The organism is Corynebacterium stationis, assembly GCF_001941345.1.
Classification (GTDB): domain Bacteria; phylum Actinomycetota; class Actinomycetes; order Mycobacteriales; family Mycobacteriaceae; genus Corynebacterium; species Corynebacterium stationis.
This window is the reverse complement of record NZ_CP009251.1, coordinates 1,592,062-1,608,589: the sequence shown is the minus strand read 5'-3', so window position 1 is coordinate 1,608,589 and position 16,528 is coordinate 1,592,062. Positions and strand designations below refer to the sequence as shown.

The window sequence follows — 16,528 nt, the reverse complement described above, 5'->3', positions numbered from 1 at the left end:
TGATGTGTCTGCGCTGCAGGTTATCGATTCTCACTTTCACGCGTGGGACCTCCAACGCCAGTCTTTGGCGTGGTTAGAAGCTGAGAAAAAACTGAGTGTTCTGCGAAGGGATTTCTCAATTGCCCAGCTTATCGATGAATACCAGGGCGTTGCCGATGTTGAGCTAAAAGGCCTTGTTCATATCGAGGCCGATACTACTGACGCCAAGATCGAAGACAGCATGGTCCTGGAAACTATGGCTCGGACTCCAGAACTGATTGGTGCGGTTACCCGCAAAGTTTTGTCACGACATATTGATGTTGATGACCGCTTTGTTGGCGTTCGTGAAGTTCTTCATAACGAGGATATCCCACGGGGTAGGTGCCTTGAGGACTCATTTCTGGATGGGCTGAGTGTTCTTGCTGAAACTGGCCAGGTCTTTGAAGCCGTCATGCGTGAACATGAACTTAAAGATCTGTGGAAGGCATGTTCGCAGGTTCCGCAAGCAGTAGTCGTGGTGAATCACTGCGGCAATGTCACTGTTTATGATCAACAGTACGAATCTGCAATCAAAAACCTGGCTTCCTTGCCAAACGTGTATTGCAAAGTATCAGGTCTGTCGGTCAAGAACCCTCACTTGAATAAGAAGGTTCTGCAGTTGCTGGAAGCTGAATTTTCTCGAAAGCGGTTGCTGTACGCATCCAATTGGCCGGTCATGAACCTCTATTCCAGTTTCCAGGAAAATCTTGACTTATTGCGGGATCACTTTGAAGAAGATCCGGACGTCTTCGCTAATAACGCTAAGCGCGTCTACAAACTGAAAGGATAGTAATGTTTAAAGGAATTTTTTGCCCGACTATCACCCCGCTCACTAGTGAAGGTGACGTTGATTATGGCGCTTGGTCGAAACACCTGAACTTCCTCATTGAAGGCGGTGTGGACGGCATCCTCGTGTTAGGAAGCATCGGAGAATTTTATGCTTTCGACGAGGCAGAAAAACGTCGCATCATTGACTTTGCCACCGCTGAGATTGCCGGTCGTGTGAAGGTCTTCATCGGAACCGGCAGCACTCGGCTCAAGAGCGCCATCGGGTTGACCCGACACGCGAAAAGCGCAGGCGCCGATGCAGCGGTGGTTGTTAGTCCTTATTACTTTGGACCAAGTGAAGCCGCCGCGGAGCAATACTTCGGCGAGCTTGCTGAGGCGGTTGATTTTCCAATCGTTTTGTACAACTTCCCGGACCGTACGGGCAGTGACCTTTCACCGCAGCTGGTGAGCAAATTGCGCGAAGCTCATCCGAATATTGTGGGTATCAAGGACACCGTGGACAATATCTCACACACTCGCGCCATGATTGCTGCGACAGATGCGGATTTCGCGGTCTTCTCCGGCTTTGATGAATACTACCTGCCGAATCGCGTGGCTGGTGGCGCTGGAGTTATTTCTGGTTTGACCAATGTATACCCGGAGCTTTTTGCACAGATGCACCAAAGTTTTGAATCAGGCGACCACAGTGCAGCAACGCGGTCCGCTGGGCGAATTTCTAACTTGATGCAGATCTACGCCGTGGGCGATCAGTTTATCCACACCATTAAAGAGGCTGTGCAGCGCCGCTATCTTTCAGAGCTCAATACCGCGACACGTGAACCATATATTGCTTTGTCAGCTACCCAAAGGGACGCAGTTAAGCGTCTAGTAGACAGCAGCGAAGTGTAAAACTTTTAAAACCTAGGAACCAGGAGGAACTACTATGTCCACTATCGAGTACCAGAACTACATCAACGGACAGTTCGTGCCAGCGAGTGACTTCATTGAGGTATTTAACCCCTCAACCGGAGAGCTTTTGGCAAAGAGTCCGGAATCAGATGACAATACTGTCTCAGCCGCAGTTGACGCTGCGAATGCGGCTCAGCCTGCGTGGGCCGCGTTGCCAGCAATTGAACGTGGAAAGTACTTGATCCAGATTGCTTCAGCGCTGCGTGAAAACCATCAGAAGTTCCAGAAGTTTCTTATGACTGAACAAGGAAAAACTCCCGATCTTGCGGCGACGGAAGTATCCTTCACGGCAGATTATTTGGAGTATATGGCTGGCTTTGCCCGCCGCATTGAAGGGGAAGTGATCCCTTCGGATCGTCCAGGTGAGCAGATCTTTTTGACCTATCAGCCGCTTGGTGTCGTGGCGGGCATTTTGCCTTGGAATTTTCCGCTCTTTTTGGTCGCACGGAAGTTTGCGCCCGCAGCGATTACCGGCAATACGATCGTCATCAAGCCAAGTGAAGAAACTCCAATTGTGGCTTTCGAATTTGCATCCTTAGTCGATCAAGTCGAAATTCCGCGCGGGGTATTCAACATGGTTGGAGGCAGCGGCGCCTCGGTTGGCAATGCCCTGACAACAAGTGCCAAGGTCAATATGGTTTCCATGACAGGATCGGTAAAAGCTGGCAAGGCGATTATGGCAGCGGCAGCACCTAACCTGACTCGAGTTAACCTTGAGCTCGGCGGCAAGGCGCCAGCCATAGTGCTTGACGATGCCAACCTGGATTTGGCTGCCGAGGCCATTTGGAACTCGCGCGTTATTAATACCGGCCAGGTATGTAACTGTGCAGAGGTGGTTCTGGTTCAAGAGTCAGTGCATGATGAACTTGTCGCGAAGCTTAAGACCAAGTTTGAAGCGACACGTTTCGATGATCCCTCTAAGAGCAGCGAAATTGATATGGGGCCTTTGATCAACCAAGCCGCATCCGAGAAGGTGCAGGGGATGGTAGACCGAGCTCTATCAGAAGGAGCAACCTTGGTCACCGGTGGGCAAGCACCGGAAGGTTTTGAAGAAGGTAACTTCTACCAGCCGACAATTATTACCAATGTGGAGTCTGACTCAGAGATTGCCCGAGACGAGATCTTCGGGCCAGTTTTACCAGTGGTCAAAGTCCGAGACCTTGACGAAGCCCTCGAGATCGCGAATAGCTCAAAATACGGGTTAAGTTCATCTGTTTATACGGAGAACTTGAATTTGGCAATGAAGGCTTCACGGGAACTGCTGTACGGAGAAACCTACATTAACCGTGAAAACTTTGAAGCGATGCAAGGTTTCCATGCCGGCCGACGTCAGTCTGGAATTGGTGGTGCTGACGGCAAGCATGGATTGATGGAGTTCGTAGAAACCCATACTGTCTACGTCCAATCGCAGGTTTAGCGTTCTCAACTGAGTTTCGCGTTTAAGCACAGCGATTCCTGCGACGAAAAAAGCAGAGGGCAGCCGACACTCAACACTGGCTGCCCCCTTGCCGCCGCGGAGTCTTACACACCTGCGGAAGCAGGCTAAAGCTGTTTGCACAGCCTAATTTGATGTTTGTGCTGGGGATTTGTCAACGTTCTAGGTGCCGTGTAACTTTATGTGAGTCAGCGAGACCGACAACGCCCCGCACAGAACATTAGGTTCTGGTGAGAATGGCGGTAGGAAAACAGCCGCTGGCGAGAAATACAAAATTATTTTTTGACTTTCCATTCACTTCTTCTGTGACGCATCGTGGATGTAGTGCGCAGTGTGTGGTGTGGTTGTTGTCTGAGAACTCAATAGTGTACCAATGTACTAGATTTTATATTTTTGTCTGTGTTGTGTGGATGAGAATTATGTTGGACTGAATATCCTTTGTGGGTGTTTGGTTGTTGGTGTGTACCGGATGTCACTTGTCGTTATGAAGTGTCATTGAAAATAGTTAAACTTTTTTAACGGTGCATATTGAATCGATGTAATTGTTGTCTGTATTTAATACGGAGATAAAACACTTTTACCTTGCTCAACTGGGCTTTGGTTTGGTTGGGTTTGTTGATTTCTTTATGTAGTAATTTTTGGTCAGCTTCACACATGGGGTTTAAGCGCTTTGTGTGTGTTGTTTGTCTTTTTTGTTAGGTTTTGGGCTTTTCACGCCTTTATTTTTGTGGAGAGTTTGATCCTGGCTCAGGATGAACGCTGGCGGCGTGCTTAACACATGCAAGTCGAACGGAAAGGCCTTGTGCTTGCACAAGGTACTCGAGTGGCGAACGGGTGAGTAACACGTGGGTGATCTGCCCTGCACTGTGGGATAAGCCTGGGAAACTGGGTCTAATACCATATAGGACCGCATCTTGGATGGTGTGGTGGAAAGCTTTTGCGGTGTGGGATGAGCCTGCGGCCTATCAGCTTGTTGGTGGGGTAATGGCCTACCAAGGCGGCGACGGGTATCCGGCCTGAGAGGGTGTACGGACACATTGGGACTGAGATACGGCCCAGACTCCTACGGGAGGCAGCAGTGGGGAATATTGCACAATGGGCGCAAGCCTGATGCAGCGACGCCGCGTGGGGGATGAAGGCCTTCGGGTTGTAAACTCCTTTCGCTATCGACGAAGCCTTCGGGTGACGGTAGGTAGATAAGAAGCACCGGCTAACTACGTGCCAGCAGCCGCGGTAATACGTAGGGTGCAAGCGTTGTCCGGAATTACTGGGCGTAAAGAGCTCGTAGGTGGTTTGTCGCGTCGTCTGTGAAATCCCGGGGCTTAACTTCGGGCGTGCAGGCGATACGGGCATAACTTGAGTGCTGTAGGGGAGACTGGAATTCCTGGTGTAGCGGTGAAATGCGCAGATATCAGGAGGAACACCGATGGCGAAGGCAGGTCTCTGGGCAGTTACTGACGCTGAGGAGCGAAAGCATGGGTAGCGAACAGGATTAGATACCCTGGTAGTCCATGCCGTAAACGGTGGGCGCTAGGTGTAGGGGGCTTCCACGTCTTCTGTGCCGTAGCTAACGCATTAAGCGCCCCGCCTGGGGAGTACGGCCGCAAGGCTAAAACTCAAAGGAATTGACGGGGGCCCGCACAAGCGGCGGAGCATGTGGATTAATTCGATGCAACGCGAAGAACCTTACCTGGGCTTGACATATACAGGATCGGGCTAGAGATAGTCTTTCCCTTGTGGTCTGTATACAGGTGGTGCATGGTTGTCGTCAGCTCGTGTCGTGAGATGTTGGGTTAAGTCCCGCAACGAGCGCAACCCTTGTCTTATGTTGCCAGCACGTTATGGTGGGAACTCATGAGAGACTGCCGGGGTTAACTCGGAGGAAGGTGGGGATGACGTCAAATCATCATGCCCCTTATGTCCAGGGCTTCACACATGCTACAATGGTCGATACAGTGGGCAGCGACATCGTAAGGTGGAGCGAATCCCTGAAAGTCGGCCTTAGTTCGGATTGGGGTCTGCAACTCGACCCCATGAAGTCGGAGTCGCTAGTAATCGCAGATCAGCAACGCTGCGGTGAATACGTTCCCGGGCCTTGTACACACCGCCCGTCACGTCATGAAAGTTGGTAACACCCGAAGCCAGTGGCCTAAACTTGTTAGGGAGCTGTCGAAGGTGGGATCGGCGATTGGGACGAAGTCGTAACAAGGTAGCCGTACCGGAAGGTGCGGCTGGATCACCTCCTTTCTAAGGAGCATTATTTATATAACCCACCACGTGGTAGTAACCATGGTGTTGTTGGGTTGGTGGTTGATGGCCCGAGTGTGGTCATGCCACCGGTTTGAATCGGAGTGGAAACACACCGCCAACCATATAAGGGTTGGTAACAGGAATTTTTTGAAGCATATACAGGGACATAATTTTTCTAGGTAATTCGTTGGTGCACTGTTGGGTGTCTGGGACAGCAATCCATTGTTTATGGGTTGGTCCTGATGCTCACACCAGGTCAAGGCAAGCTGATGCTGTTTAGCAGTGGTTTGCCCAGGGTGGTGTGGGGTGTTGTGTGAGAACTGTATAGTGGACGCGAGCATCCACCACATGAATGTTTTGGCTTTGGTCATTGGTTTGTGTGGTGTGTGTAATTTTTTCTTATTTTTTCTGTGAGAACGCGCATAAACACTGGGTGTTAATGCTTGGTTGTTTGTGTGTTTAGTTATTTTTTTAGTTACGGTTGTTCACCCTGCGCATTTTTTGTGTGGGGTGTGTGTTCGTTATTTAAGGGCGCATGGTGGATGCCTTGGCATACTGGGCCGATGAAGGACGTGTAAGGCTGCGTTAAGCCTCGGGGAGTTGTCAATTAAGCGTTGATCCGAGGATGTCCGAATGGGGAAACCCGCCTGCCGTTATGGGTAGGTACCTGCTGATGAATTCATAGTCAGTGTGGGGGTTATACGTGGGGAAGTGAAACATCTTAGTACCTGCAGGAGGAGAAAATAATAATGATTCTGCTAGTAGCGGCGAGCGAACGTGGATGAGGCTAAACCGTGTGTATGTGATACTTGGTAGGGGTTGTGCATGCGGTGTTGTGGGGCCATGATTTTCTGTTTCTACCAGAACAGAGCGCGCTATGTGTTGTTAGGTGAAGTGGGTTGGAATGCCCGGCCGTAGAAGGTGAGAGCCCTGTAGGTGAAGACGATGTGTGGTGTGTGTTGTGGTGCCCGAGTAGCAGCGGGCTCGTGGAATCTGCTGTGAATCTGCCGGGACCACCCGGTAAGCCTAAATACTCAGTGTGACCGATAGTGTATGAGTACCGTGAGGGAATGGTGAAAAGTACCCCGGGAGGGGAGTGAAATAGTTCCTGAAACCATGTGTCTACAATCCGTCAGAGCCCCTTGTGTGGGTGATGGCGTGCCTTTTGAAGAATGAGCCTGCGAGTCAGCGGCATGTCGCGAGGTTAACCCGTGTGGGGTAGCCGTAGGGAAACCGAATCCTAACTAGGGTGGCAAGTGGCATGTTCTGGACCCGAAGCGGGGTGATCTACCCATGGCCAGTGTGAAGCGATGGTAAGACGTCGTGGAGGCGCGAACCCACGTAGGTTGAAAACTGCGGGGATGAGTTGTGGGTAGGGGTGAAAGGCCAATCAAACTCCGTGATAGCTGGTTCTCCCCGAAATGCATTTAGGTGCAGCGTCGTAGTAGCCTGGTGGAGGTAGAGCTACTGGTTGGTTGAGCGGGACTATCATCTTAGCAACATCAGCCAAACTCCGAATGCCGCCAGTTGTGTTCTACGGCAGTGAGACTGTGGGGGATAAGCTTCATAGTCGAGAGGGAAACAGCCCAGATCGCCGGTTAAGGCCCCTAAGGGTGTGCTAAGTGGAAAAGGATGTAAGATCGCGAAGACAGCCAGGAGGTTGGCTTAGAAGCAGCCATCCTTGAAAGAGTGCGTAATAGCTCACTGGTCGAGTGGTTTTGCGCCGACAATGTAGTGGGGCTCAAGCACACCGCCGAAGCCGCGGCAAATATTTTTGATATTTGGGTAGGGGAGCGTCGTGCATGGGTTGAAGCAATACTGTAAGGAGTTGTGGACTGTGTGCGAGTGAGAATGCAGGCATGAGTAACGAATTGGACAGTGAGAATCTGTCCCGCCGGATGACTAAGGGTTCCTGGGTCAAGTTCGTCTTCCCAGGGTGAGTCGGGACCTAAGGCGAGGCCGACAGGCGTAGTCGATGGACAACCAGTTGATATTCTGGTACCCGTATATGCGCGCCCGTGGTAAAGCATTGATACTAACCACCCACAAGCATGTTCTGGTTGCCTTCGGGTTACTGGTTTTGTGTGCGTGCGTGGGGCCTGATATGTGGTCCAAGCGATGGGGTGACACAGTGAGGTAGCCATGCCACTTAGTGGATTGTTGGTGTAAGCGTGTAGGCCAAGTGATAGGTAAATCCGTCACTTATTTAGGGCTAAGGCGTGATGCGGAGCCTTTTTGGTGAAGTTGGTGATCCTGTACTGTCGAGAAAAGCCTCTAGCGATGTGTGTATATGGCCCGTACCCCAAACCGACACAGGTAGTCAGGTTGAAAATACTAAGGCGTTCGGGATAACTGTGGTTAAGGAATTCGGCAAAATGCCCCCGTAACTTCGGAAGAAGGGGGACCATGCTACGTGATACTATTTACTGGTGGAGCGTGGGGTGGTCGCAGAGAATAGAGGGAAGCGACTGTTTATCAAAAACACAGGTCCATGCGAAGACGTTAAGTTGAGGTATATGGACTGACGCCTGCCCGGTGCTGGAAGGTTAAGAGGACCGGTTAGAAACCTTGTGGTTTCGAAGCTGAGAATTTAAGCCCCAGTAAACGGCGGTGGTAACTATAACCATCCTAAGGTAGCGAAATTCCTTGTCGGGTAAGTTCCGACCTGCACGAATGGCGTAACGACTTCTCTGCTGTCTCAACCACAGGCCCGGTGAAATTGCACTACGAGTAAAGATGCTCGTTACGCGCGGCAGGACGAAAAGACCCCGGGACCTTCACTATAGCTTGGTATTGGTGTTCGGTTCGGTTTGTGTAGGATAGGTGGGAGACTGTGAAGCTGCAACGCTAGTTGTGGTGGAGTCGTTGTTGAAATACCACTCTGATCGGATTGGATACCTGAACCTTGGCCCATGATCTGGGTTGGGGACAGTGCCTGGTGGGTAGTTTAACTGGGGCGGTTGCCTCCTAAAATGTAACGGAGGCGCCCAAAGGTTCCCTCAGCCTGGTTGGCAATCAGGTGGTGAGTGTAAGTGCACAAGGGAGCTTGACTGTGAGACTTACAAGTCGAGCAGGGACGAAAGTCGGGACTAGTGATCCGGCACCTACTTGTGGAAGTGGTGTCGCTCAACGGATAAAAGGTACCCCGGGGATAACAGGCTGATCTTCCCCAAGAGTCCATATCGACGGGATGGTTTGGCACCTCGATGTCGGCTCGTCGCATCCTGGGGCTGGAGTAGGTCCCAAGGGTTGGGCTGTTCGCCCATTAAAGCGGCACGCGAGCTGGGTTCAGAACGTCGTGAGACAGTTCGGTCTCTATCCGCCGCGCGCGTTGAAACTTGAAGAAGGCTGTCCCTAGTACGAGAGGACCGGGACGGACGTACCTCTGGTGTGCCAGTTGTTCCGCCAGGAGCAGGGCTGGTTGGCTACGTACGGAAGGGATAACCGCTGAAAGCATCTAAGCGGGAAGCCTGTTTTAAGATGAGGTTTCTGTTGAGGTTCCCTACAGACTATAGGGTTGATAGGCCAGACCTGTACGCATTGTAAGATGTTAAGGCTACTGGTACTAATACACCAACAAACAAACACAACCAACACATTTGTTGGTTTGTAACACGTAACGAGAAAAATAGACTCTTGTCGCACAGACAAAAATCAAGCACACCCTTTGTGGTGTGAGACGCGTCCACTATGCAGTATCTGACACAACACCCCAGGCATCAGAACATGTTTGTTCCGATGATTTGTCGGTGGCGATAGCGGCAGGGAAACGCCCGGTTACCCATTCCGAACCCGGAAGCTAAGCCTGCCCGCGCTGATGGTACTGCACCCGGGAGGGTGTGGGAGAGTAAGTTACCGCCGACAATTAAACAAAACACAATTAAATAGCAAGAAGGGAGGGTTAAGACCACATTATTGGTCTTAACCCTCCCTTTTCGTCGTTTCCGGTTTTATAGAGGGCGTTCGCCAGCACCGCATTAGAGCACGCATTCAGCCCGAAGCCGCACAGGGTGCTTTGGCTAGGCTGGCTAGAGTTCATGTGAAGGCTGACAAAGAGGGCTCCGAGTCTAGCGGCTTTGACACGGGACTCAAGGGGTTAAATCCTTTCCCACACCCAGTACTTTTCATTGGCCGGTAGACAGAGCATTCAGGATCATGAGAAATGGAACACCGCACTTGCTTTCACAAGTGCGGTAGGAACGACGGGATTGCGCGGAAGTTGCCCGTTCATTGGCTTTCTGGAGTGCGGAACTTCGATTAATTTATCTCAACCCGATACGATAGCTGGATCTGGACTTACATCTTGTCGCGTAGTTGTTGGGGTCTTAGTCTTGTTTTGAGATGGTTTCCTGATTCTTGTTCACTTCTCTGCTGTGGTTTGGATCCTCTGCATCGTTTGGGAGCTGAGGTTCTTTGATTTGTGACTTTACTGCCATGTACGCAGTTGTGAAGGCAACCAGGCTGGCGAGGATTCCGAAGATTGCGTAAGGAATGTTCGTCCCGATGATGTGGGCGATACCGCAACCGATAAGGCCAGCTGCCATTGAGGCATAAGAAACCACGACGGGTATTTGTCCGCGCTTGATCAGAATCATGCCGGCAATCAGTGGAACCGCGAGTACCGATGCTGAGTATGCGTAGGTAGCAACCAACAGGTCAAGTGCCTGCGGGTACAGAACCGCGAGTAGTGCCGCGACTACGGTTACAGCGATGGTGCACCAGCGGGATACCGAAACTGTGTTGGTATTTGCCAAGCGCTCTTCGCTAACAAAAGCATTCCGCAAGTCGTGGACCATGTTCGCAACAACCGACTGCAAAGCGGAACCAGTGGTGGAGACAATGGTGGCCATTAAGAATGAACCGTAGAGTGCCAACAACCACGATGGGATTTCGCCGAGGAACCAACCGGCGGCTTGTTCGCGGCCGTTGATTCCGAGCGAGCCATTCATTGCTCGGACTGCTAGGCCGATGGCGAGCGCATAGAAGCCTGCGAGGATGATGCCGGCTGCCGCAATGTAAATGCCCTGACGGCCTTCACGGACATTTTTAGCTGCAAAGATACGCTGATAATACATCTGGTTGGTTACCGTGCCCGGCAGAATAGAAAATCCCCAGAGGAGAATGGTCATAACGCCGGCAGCGCCAAATCCTTGAGGGACTGCGGCGATTTCACTGGGAACGTTCCTGAAGATTTCACCGAGTCCGCCTGCACGTTGGATAGCGAAGCCAGCCACGATGAAAGAACCAATTACCATGAATACCCCAAAGAAAAAGTCCGACCATGCGACCGAAGTTAACCCACCGGGGAGTACGAATAGCACACTGATGAGAGCCATCACGATAATCAGGGGTGTCATAGCAATTCCTGTGACCTGTCCGAAAAGGCTGGCGAAGGCAACGAATTGGGTAGCTAACCAGCCAAAGGGAACCAAGATCACGGCGACGGCGATGAGCGCAAGCAGAACTCGGCTGTTTCCGAAGATGCGGGTGAAGATCTCGGGGATAGTGGAGAAGTTTCCCTTGTGCAGCCATTTGGCAAAAAGCAAGATGATTATCATGCCGACAACGACAAACAGCTCGTACCAAAATACTGAAAGACCCCACGCGTAGGCGATTCCGACGTGGGCGACGAGCACGCCGCCGCCTACAGCTGTAGCAGCTTGAGAGAAACCCACGACATAGACCGGTAGGCTGCGTCCGCCAACCATCCAGTCTTCGCTGGAGTTGTGCTTTTTGCCCACCACGTAAGCGATATAAGCCCCGATTCCGATGACTATCAACGAAGTCACGGAAATGAGTAGGGTTGTTCCGATATCCATTGTTTACTCCTGTTCAAAGCGGGTCGGGGACATGATGGCAATAGCATCGGATGAGGTATCCGTGGAAACGTAGTCAGTAACGATGGATCCGACTGCTGGAGCAAATTTGAACCCTTGTCCGGACATGCCAAAGGCAAGGACAACTCGGTCATCGGCAGGCGATGGCCCAACGACAGGAACTCCGTCAGTGGTAAAACCTTCGGTCCAGCTCGATACTCGAATAGCCGCTGGATCTAGCCCTGGCATTAGGCGTGCAACTGCTCGCTCAATGGCACGAACAAACTCAGGCTCAATGAGTCGCGGCAGATCCTCTGGACTATCGATGTTCATCCAGTCAAGATGGTGGGGAAGGATCTTTACGGCCGTGCCATCCAGGATGGGGAAGCATGAGAATCCAGCTTCGGGGTGGCGGCGAATAGAAATAGGCATATTCTTCGGCTGGTGTAAGGCAGTATCACGAGCTGGGAACCAGCCTGCCACCAGGCGTCGAGCTTGAATCATCGACGGAGCAAAATTGGTCGCCCAGGTAGCACCAGTTGCCCAAGGGCCCGTTGCAAGGACTACCTTGTCAAAGCGCTGTGCATCATCAGCAGTATCCACCATGATGCCGTCTTCGGTGGGGCGAAGATTGAGTACTCGAGTGTAGGGACGGTACTTTGCCCCGAGACGCTTACTCTCTTCGCGAGCAGTTAGAACGGCCAGTTCGGGGCGGAAGATTCCGGCGACGGGGTCAAAGACACCCACCTCATTCTCGTCTAGGCCAAATTGTGGGTAACGCTCGGCCATCTCTTTTTGGTCGAGCACTTCATGGTCCAAATCTAACTCTTCGGCGCAGTCGATGACTGCTTGGACATCTTTATGATCGCGAGGGCCGATGGTAAGCCCGCCGCACATTTCTAAAATAGGCACTTCAAGTCCCTTTTGCAGCTCATCCCACATCGGCAAGGATTTTTGCATCAACGGAACGTAGTCAGGGCCTTCCTTATATAAGGTGCGAAAGATACGTGATTCACCGGCGGAGGCACCGCGGTCATTTGGGGTATTCCATTGGTCGTAGACGGTGACGTTATGCCCACGTGCGGCAAGCTGCCATGCTGACATGACTCCGATTACGCCGGCGCCGATAACAGCGACTTCCATGGTTTTGTTCTCTGCCATTGTGAGGATCCTCCAAGGTGGGGAAATGAGGTGGATATAGGGCCTAGCGCCGCAACCAAAGTATTGGAGCGAGTAGCAGAACGGTATCTATGTCTCTACTCACAAGCGGTGACTTATTTGGCGTAGTTCATAATGTAGTAAGCGCTACGGAAACTGTCAATGGGTGTAGTGGAAAATTCAAAAGGCGTCGTTCCTTCACGACAGCAAGGGTTAACCCAAAAAATAAAAGGCTGGGAGCTTAATAGCTCCCAGCCTTAATATTGCTAGTTCAGTTGTCGGAGTCATCATCGTCGATATCGGAAAGAAAAACCGGCGAGGGAAAATCCGGACTACCAGTAAATCTGGATGAAAGGTCGTTAAACAAATTGTTGCGCTTGAGAGACGCGTCTTTCTGCAACGAAGCTAGTTGCATCGTAAGGACATAGCTGAAAACAAATGGTGCTAAGTGCTCGCTGACCACGTTCGAAATTGACGGTGGAGTTTTGATGATGATGTCTACACGATCTTGCAGTGACATGCCTAAAGCTTCAGTTACAAGCACAACGCTGGCGCCGACGTCTTTGGCATGGTCGACAATCACTTCCACCTCGGTTGTCTGGTGGAATGGGGCAATCAACACAATGCAGTCATTGGCAGTCAACGGCAGCAAGTCATCAGCAAGCCTGTAGCCTGCGAGCATCATCGCCTCGGCATCGAAGCCAACGCGCTTGAGATGAAGCGCTAAAAATCCTGAAACCATGGAGCCGGCGCCGAGTCCATAGGTGTAGGTTCGCCGCGCATTGCTTACTGCCTCAACGCAGCTAGCAAACGCCTCGTGGTCAAATTCCTCGCGAAACGCATCGATAATATCAACTGAGTTCGCGAGCATTTGCTCAGCTGGCCGCTTATTAGTTTGGATGCTTTCGATGTTGTGATCCAAAGTTGCGGCAGAGTTCCGGCGGCGCAGAACACTTTCGAGGAATTCTTTCTTGAGATCCGGAAGCCCCTGGTAGCCCAAGCCCTTTATTGTGCGAATCACGGATGCATCACTCGTCCCCGTCGCCTCAGCAATCTTTACAGCGGAAGAGCCCAAAACTTCATCAGGATTTCGCAGCAGATACTCACCGATCTTCTTTTCACTCGGGGTTAAGCGCGGACCGGCTTCAACGTATCGTTCCTGAAACGTGGTTTTCGCATCTTTCATTAGGCGACTGCGTCCTTAGGGTTGAATATACTTTCAGCTCAGGATACCCGCGCCCAGCCGATGAAATTGCGTAATGAGGGGTAGCTAACGCACGCAATCTATATCTTTTTCTTATCCAAGAGCCTTATCGGCGGAGCCAGCTTCCTTCGTTGCGTTCCGCATGCCAATCGAATGCGGTGCGGTCTCTATAAAGCCCATCGATTGATATAGCGGTCGTCCTGGAGCATCGGCGAGCAAGACGATGTATGGATTTTCCGGAGCCCTGGTAAGAATTGCAGACAGCAGTTCCTCTAGTACCGCGCGCCCAATTCCACGGCGTTGATGCGCTGGGCCTGTTGCCATATCGGCGATGAGAAAACACCAGCCGGAATCGCCAATCGCGCGTCCCATCCTGACAGGTCTAGAAGTTTCGAAACCGACGGCGAACCTTCTTTTTCAAGAATGGTCGTCGATAGTTCCTACTTGGCTGCTGGCTAGGTGAAGAGCCCTAGCGATGTTTAGCGTTTGTTCCTTTTATCCTGTTGTGCGAATGTGATACAAAGATTCGTTTTATGCTTCGGAGCCTTAAGGAACCTCGCTGCAAGGTTGCTGAGAACATTCTGCTGACGTAGCTTGAAGGTATGAGAAAATTCCGCCGGGGGAGTGTATTTGGCGTCATATCTTGTTTTGTTCTTGCCGGGATAACCGCACCGGCGCCAGGGCACGCAGCGGCGTTGGAACAGACTTGTCCCGTTACCGTGGTGCTCGCCGCGCGGGGATCTGACCAAAACGAAGAATACGGCGAGTATTTCGGCCCTCAGCTCTATTCTGAGAACTCCGCACCGTCTAACGGTTACGAAGGCCCCAATTTTACGGCGATGTTTCACCAGTTAGAGCAGAGACATCCCGGAACTATGGATAGCGTCTACGTGCTCGCACTCGATGACGAGGCATACCCTGCCGCTATGGGGCTGCCACCATTGGCAGAAGAAGGCGAAAATATTGGTCTGATTGAATTGGTCCAGCGTGCAGTTGGCATTGTCCAGCAGTATCCGATCCACGAGATGATTCACTCGGTGGCTTTTGGATTTATTGATAGCGTTCGCTCTGGCATGATTAACGCTCCAAAAGTCGTCGAAGAATATGAAGCCACTACCGGTTGTAACCCGAACTATGTAGTTGCTGGCTTTTCCCAGGGCGCATTGGTTACAACGAGCGTTGAAAAATACCTCGCGAATACTGGTCGTCTGGAAGGGGCGGTGACCATCGGTAATCCATTGCATAAGTACCCGTGGGCAATGGAACGAGCTGCACTGCCAGAAGGCAGGCGGGTGGATTACTGCCTCAACGGGGACTTCGTCTGCGACTTTTCCTTGGAAGCAGCAAGTGATGCGCTATCTACAAAGGCCGAGGTGCATGCTTCTTACTTCCTGAATGAGCCCACTGCACAAGATGTCCGCGTGATCGATGCAGTGGCAGGTTTGCTCAATAGTGCCGATTAATACCGGCTAGGGCGCGTCATCAGCTTCTAAACGAAACGGTCCGCAGCAAGTAACTGCTGCGGACTTTTGAATTCTTCAGGTTCTACATTAACGCTTTAACGCTACTGAAGCGCCGACTTGATGCCATCCCATGCTGGCTGCAGCTGCGGGCCGAACATTGGCCAACCGTGAGCACCCTGGTCCAAGAAGTCAGTGGTGTGCTCGATGCCAGATTTGGTCAGAGCGGCGGAGAGGTTCTCGGTGCAGTGGCGTGAGCCGGCTTCAAGAAGCGAGCCTGTGATCTGGTCAGTGATCTCCTTGTCTGCGTAGTAGGCGACTTCTTCATCGGTGATTTCGCCGTTGGCGGCGGAAAGGTACAGCTGCGTACCGCGCAGACCCTCGGGGTTTAAGACCACGTCGTTGCGTTCCCAATCTTCTGGGGCGGACCACATATTGTTTGGGTCGCCACCGAGATTGCCGACGGTAAGTTTGACGGTGCCGGCGCCGATGGAGTCTGTAGTTGAATAGCAGCCAGAGATTCCAGCAACCCCATCAAAGAAACCAGGGTTGTTGTTTGCCATCATGACAGCGCCGGAGGCACCCATCGACAAGCCGATAAGACCGCGCTTGCCGTTGTGAGAGACCTCTTCCTCAACAACGGGAGCGAGCTCTTCAGTTAGGAAGGTATCCCACTGGTGGCGGCCAAGCACTGGATCATCGTTGTCCCAGTCTTGCCACATAGAGCCAGCGCCTTGCGCTGGGATGACGACGGTGGCATCGGTATCAGAGAATACCTTTTGGGCGTAGCCTCCCTTGATCCAGTTGGAGGTCTTTGGTGAGTCGATGCCCTCCAAGAAGTAGACCACTGGACCGCCATCGCCGACGAGAACGTCAGCTTCTACATTGCGGCCCATTGAAGGGGATGAAACGACCCAGCGCTCGTGTCCTGGCTCGTTGGTCGCACTGCGCGAGACTAGCTCGGCAGTGGTGATGGAATCATCAATTGGGAATGGGTATGCGTCTTGTTCGGATTTCCATATATCGGTGAGGACGGTGGAGTTATCGCCAAGCAGGCCCAGGACTCCGAAAGTCGTATCGATCGCGGCCAGAGACGAGCCGTAGTTGCGGCTAAATTCCTGATGAACCTCTGGCGTGGATGAACCTGCCGAAGACAGGTTGCCAGAAGAAAGGCCTTGGCTCAGGCCACTGGAAAGCTCGCCATTCGAGGAGCCAAGCGAGGACATCCAGCCGGTGGAATTCGCGCTAGATTGTGCATGAGCAGCAGGTGCCAGGGTAAGCGCAAGTGCTGCCGCGGCCAGCGCAGGAAGAAGACGCATGAAAGTACCTTTCGTAAGGGGAATCGATAATAAATGTATCTGCACCTTTGGGATTTCTAACAATTGACTGTGAGTTATCTGTGGCACAGTTTTTGGAAGGGTTGTTGGGGAGCATCGAAAAGCAGCGGAGC

General features: G+C 51.9%; 8 protein-coding genes, 3 rRNA genes and 1 pseudogene. 7 read left to right on the top strand and 5 right to left on the bottom strand.

Translation table 11 applies throughout. The annotated features are described in order from the left end of the window. Positions 1-4 precede the first annotated feature (4 nt). The 6 genes from CSTAT_RS07485 (at position 5) to rrf (ending at position 9,304) form a co-directional block, all read left to right on the top strand. Positions 5-808, top strand: a complete 804-nt coding sequence (locus CSTAT_RS07485) for an amidohydrolase family protein (RefSeq protein ID WP_075723850.1) — start codon at positions 5-7, stop codon at positions 806-808. Between the two features lie 2 nt (positions 809-810). Then, positions 811-1,695, top strand: a complete 885-nt coding sequence (locus tag CSTAT_RS07480; protein ID WP_075722982.1) for a dihydrodipicolinate synthase family protein — start codon at positions 811-813, stop codon at positions 1,693-1,695. Between the two features lie 34 nt (positions 1,696-1,729). Continuing rightward, positions 1,730-3,172: an aldehyde dehydrogenase gene (aldA, locus tag CSTAT_RS07475; protein WP_075722981.1), complete on the top strand. Its 1,443-nt coding sequence runs from the start codon at positions 1,730-1,732 to the stop codon at positions 3,170-3,172. Positions 3,173-3,914: 742 nt separating this feature from the next. Continuing rightward, positions 3,915-5,437 (top strand): 16S ribosomal RNA (locus CSTAT_RS07470). Between the two features lie 517 nt (positions 5,438-5,954). Further along, positions 5,955-9,030 (top strand): 23S ribosomal RNA (locus CSTAT_RS07465). A gap of 155 nt (positions 9,031-9,185) precedes the next feature. After that, positions 9,186-9,304 (top strand): 5S ribosomal RNA (rrf, locus tag CSTAT_RS07460). Together the 16S, 23S and 5S rRNA genes form the textbook arrangement of a ribosomal RNA operon. 461 nt (positions 9,305-9,765) lie before the next feature. On the opposite strand, the gene CSTAT_RS07455 is transcribed toward rrf, so the two are convergent. The 4 genes and pseudogenes from CSTAT_RS07455 to CSTAT_RS07440 all read right to left on the bottom strand — a co-directional run. Continuing rightward, positions 9,766-11,259, bottom strand: coding sequence for a sodium:solute symporter family protein (locus CSTAT_RS07455; RefSeq protein WP_066794503.1), 1,494 nt, complete (start codon positions 11,257-11,259; stop codon positions 9,766-9,768). Between the two features lie 3 nt (positions 11,260-11,262). Next, positions 11,263-12,417 (bottom strand): N-methyl-L-tryptophan oxidase, encoded by a 1,155-nt coding sequence (gene solA / locus CSTAT_RS07450; RefSeq protein ID WP_075722980.1) that lies wholly within the window; start codon positions 12,415-12,417, stop codon positions 11,263-11,265. Positions 12,418-12,685: 268 nt separating this feature from the next. Then, the gene (locus CSTAT_RS07445) at positions 12,686-13,600 is read right to left on the bottom strand and encodes a MurR/RpiR family transcriptional regulator (RefSeq protein ID WP_075722979.1); all 915 of its coding nucleotides are present in this window, start codon (positions 13,598-13,600) and stop codon (positions 12,686-12,688) included. Positions 13,601-13,711: 111 nt separating this feature from the next. After that, positions 13,712-13,999: pseudogene (locus CSTAT_RS07440) on the bottom strand (GNAT family N-acetyltransferase); the annotation flags it as partial. A 494-nt stretch (positions 14,000-14,493) separates the two neighbouring features. On the opposite strand from CSTAT_RS07440, the gene CSTAT_RS07435 reads away from it, so the two are divergent. After that, on the top strand, positions 14,494-15,081 hold the full coding sequence (locus tag CSTAT_RS07435) for a cutinase family protein (protein ID WP_244892802.1): 588 nt from the start codon (positions 14,494-14,496) through the stop codon (positions 15,079-15,081). A 101-nt stretch (positions 15,082-15,182) separates the two neighbouring features. On the opposite strand, the gene CSTAT_RS07430 is transcribed toward CSTAT_RS07435, so the two are convergent. After that, positions 15,183-16,397: an alpha/beta hydrolase gene (locus tag CSTAT_RS07430; protein ID WP_075722977.1), complete on the bottom strand. Its 1,215-nt coding sequence runs from the start codon at positions 16,395-16,397 to the stop codon at positions 15,183-15,185. Positions 16,398-16,528 lie beyond the last annotated feature (131 nt).

Coding starts and splice junctions, on each gene's coding strand:
- CSTAT_RS07480 (WP_075722982.1), top strand. CDS start 811: ATGTTTAAAGGAATTTTTTGCCCGACTATCACCCCGCTCACTAGTGAA.
- aldA (WP_075722981.1), top strand. CDS start 1,730: ATGTCCACTATCGAGTACCAGAACTACATCAACGGACAGTTCGTGCCA.
- CSTAT_RS07455 (WP_066794503.1), bottom strand. CDS start 11,259: ATGGATATCGGAACAACCCTACTCATTTCCGTGACTTCGTTGATAGTC.
- solA (WP_075722980.1), bottom strand. CDS start 12,417: ATGGCAGAGAACAAAACCATGGAAGTCGCTGTTATCGGCGCCGGCGTA.
- CSTAT_RS07445 (WP_075722979.1), bottom strand. CDS start 13,600: ATGAAAGATGCGAAAACCACGTTTCAGGAACGATACGTTGAAGCCGGT.
- CSTAT_RS07435 (WP_244892802.1), top strand. CDS start 14,494: ATGGATAGCGTCTACGTGCTCGCACTCGATGACGAGGCATACCCTGCC.
- CSTAT_RS07430 (WP_075722977.1), bottom strand. CDS start 16,397: ATGCGTCTTCTTCCTGCGCTGGCCGCGGCAGCACTTGCGCTTACCCTG.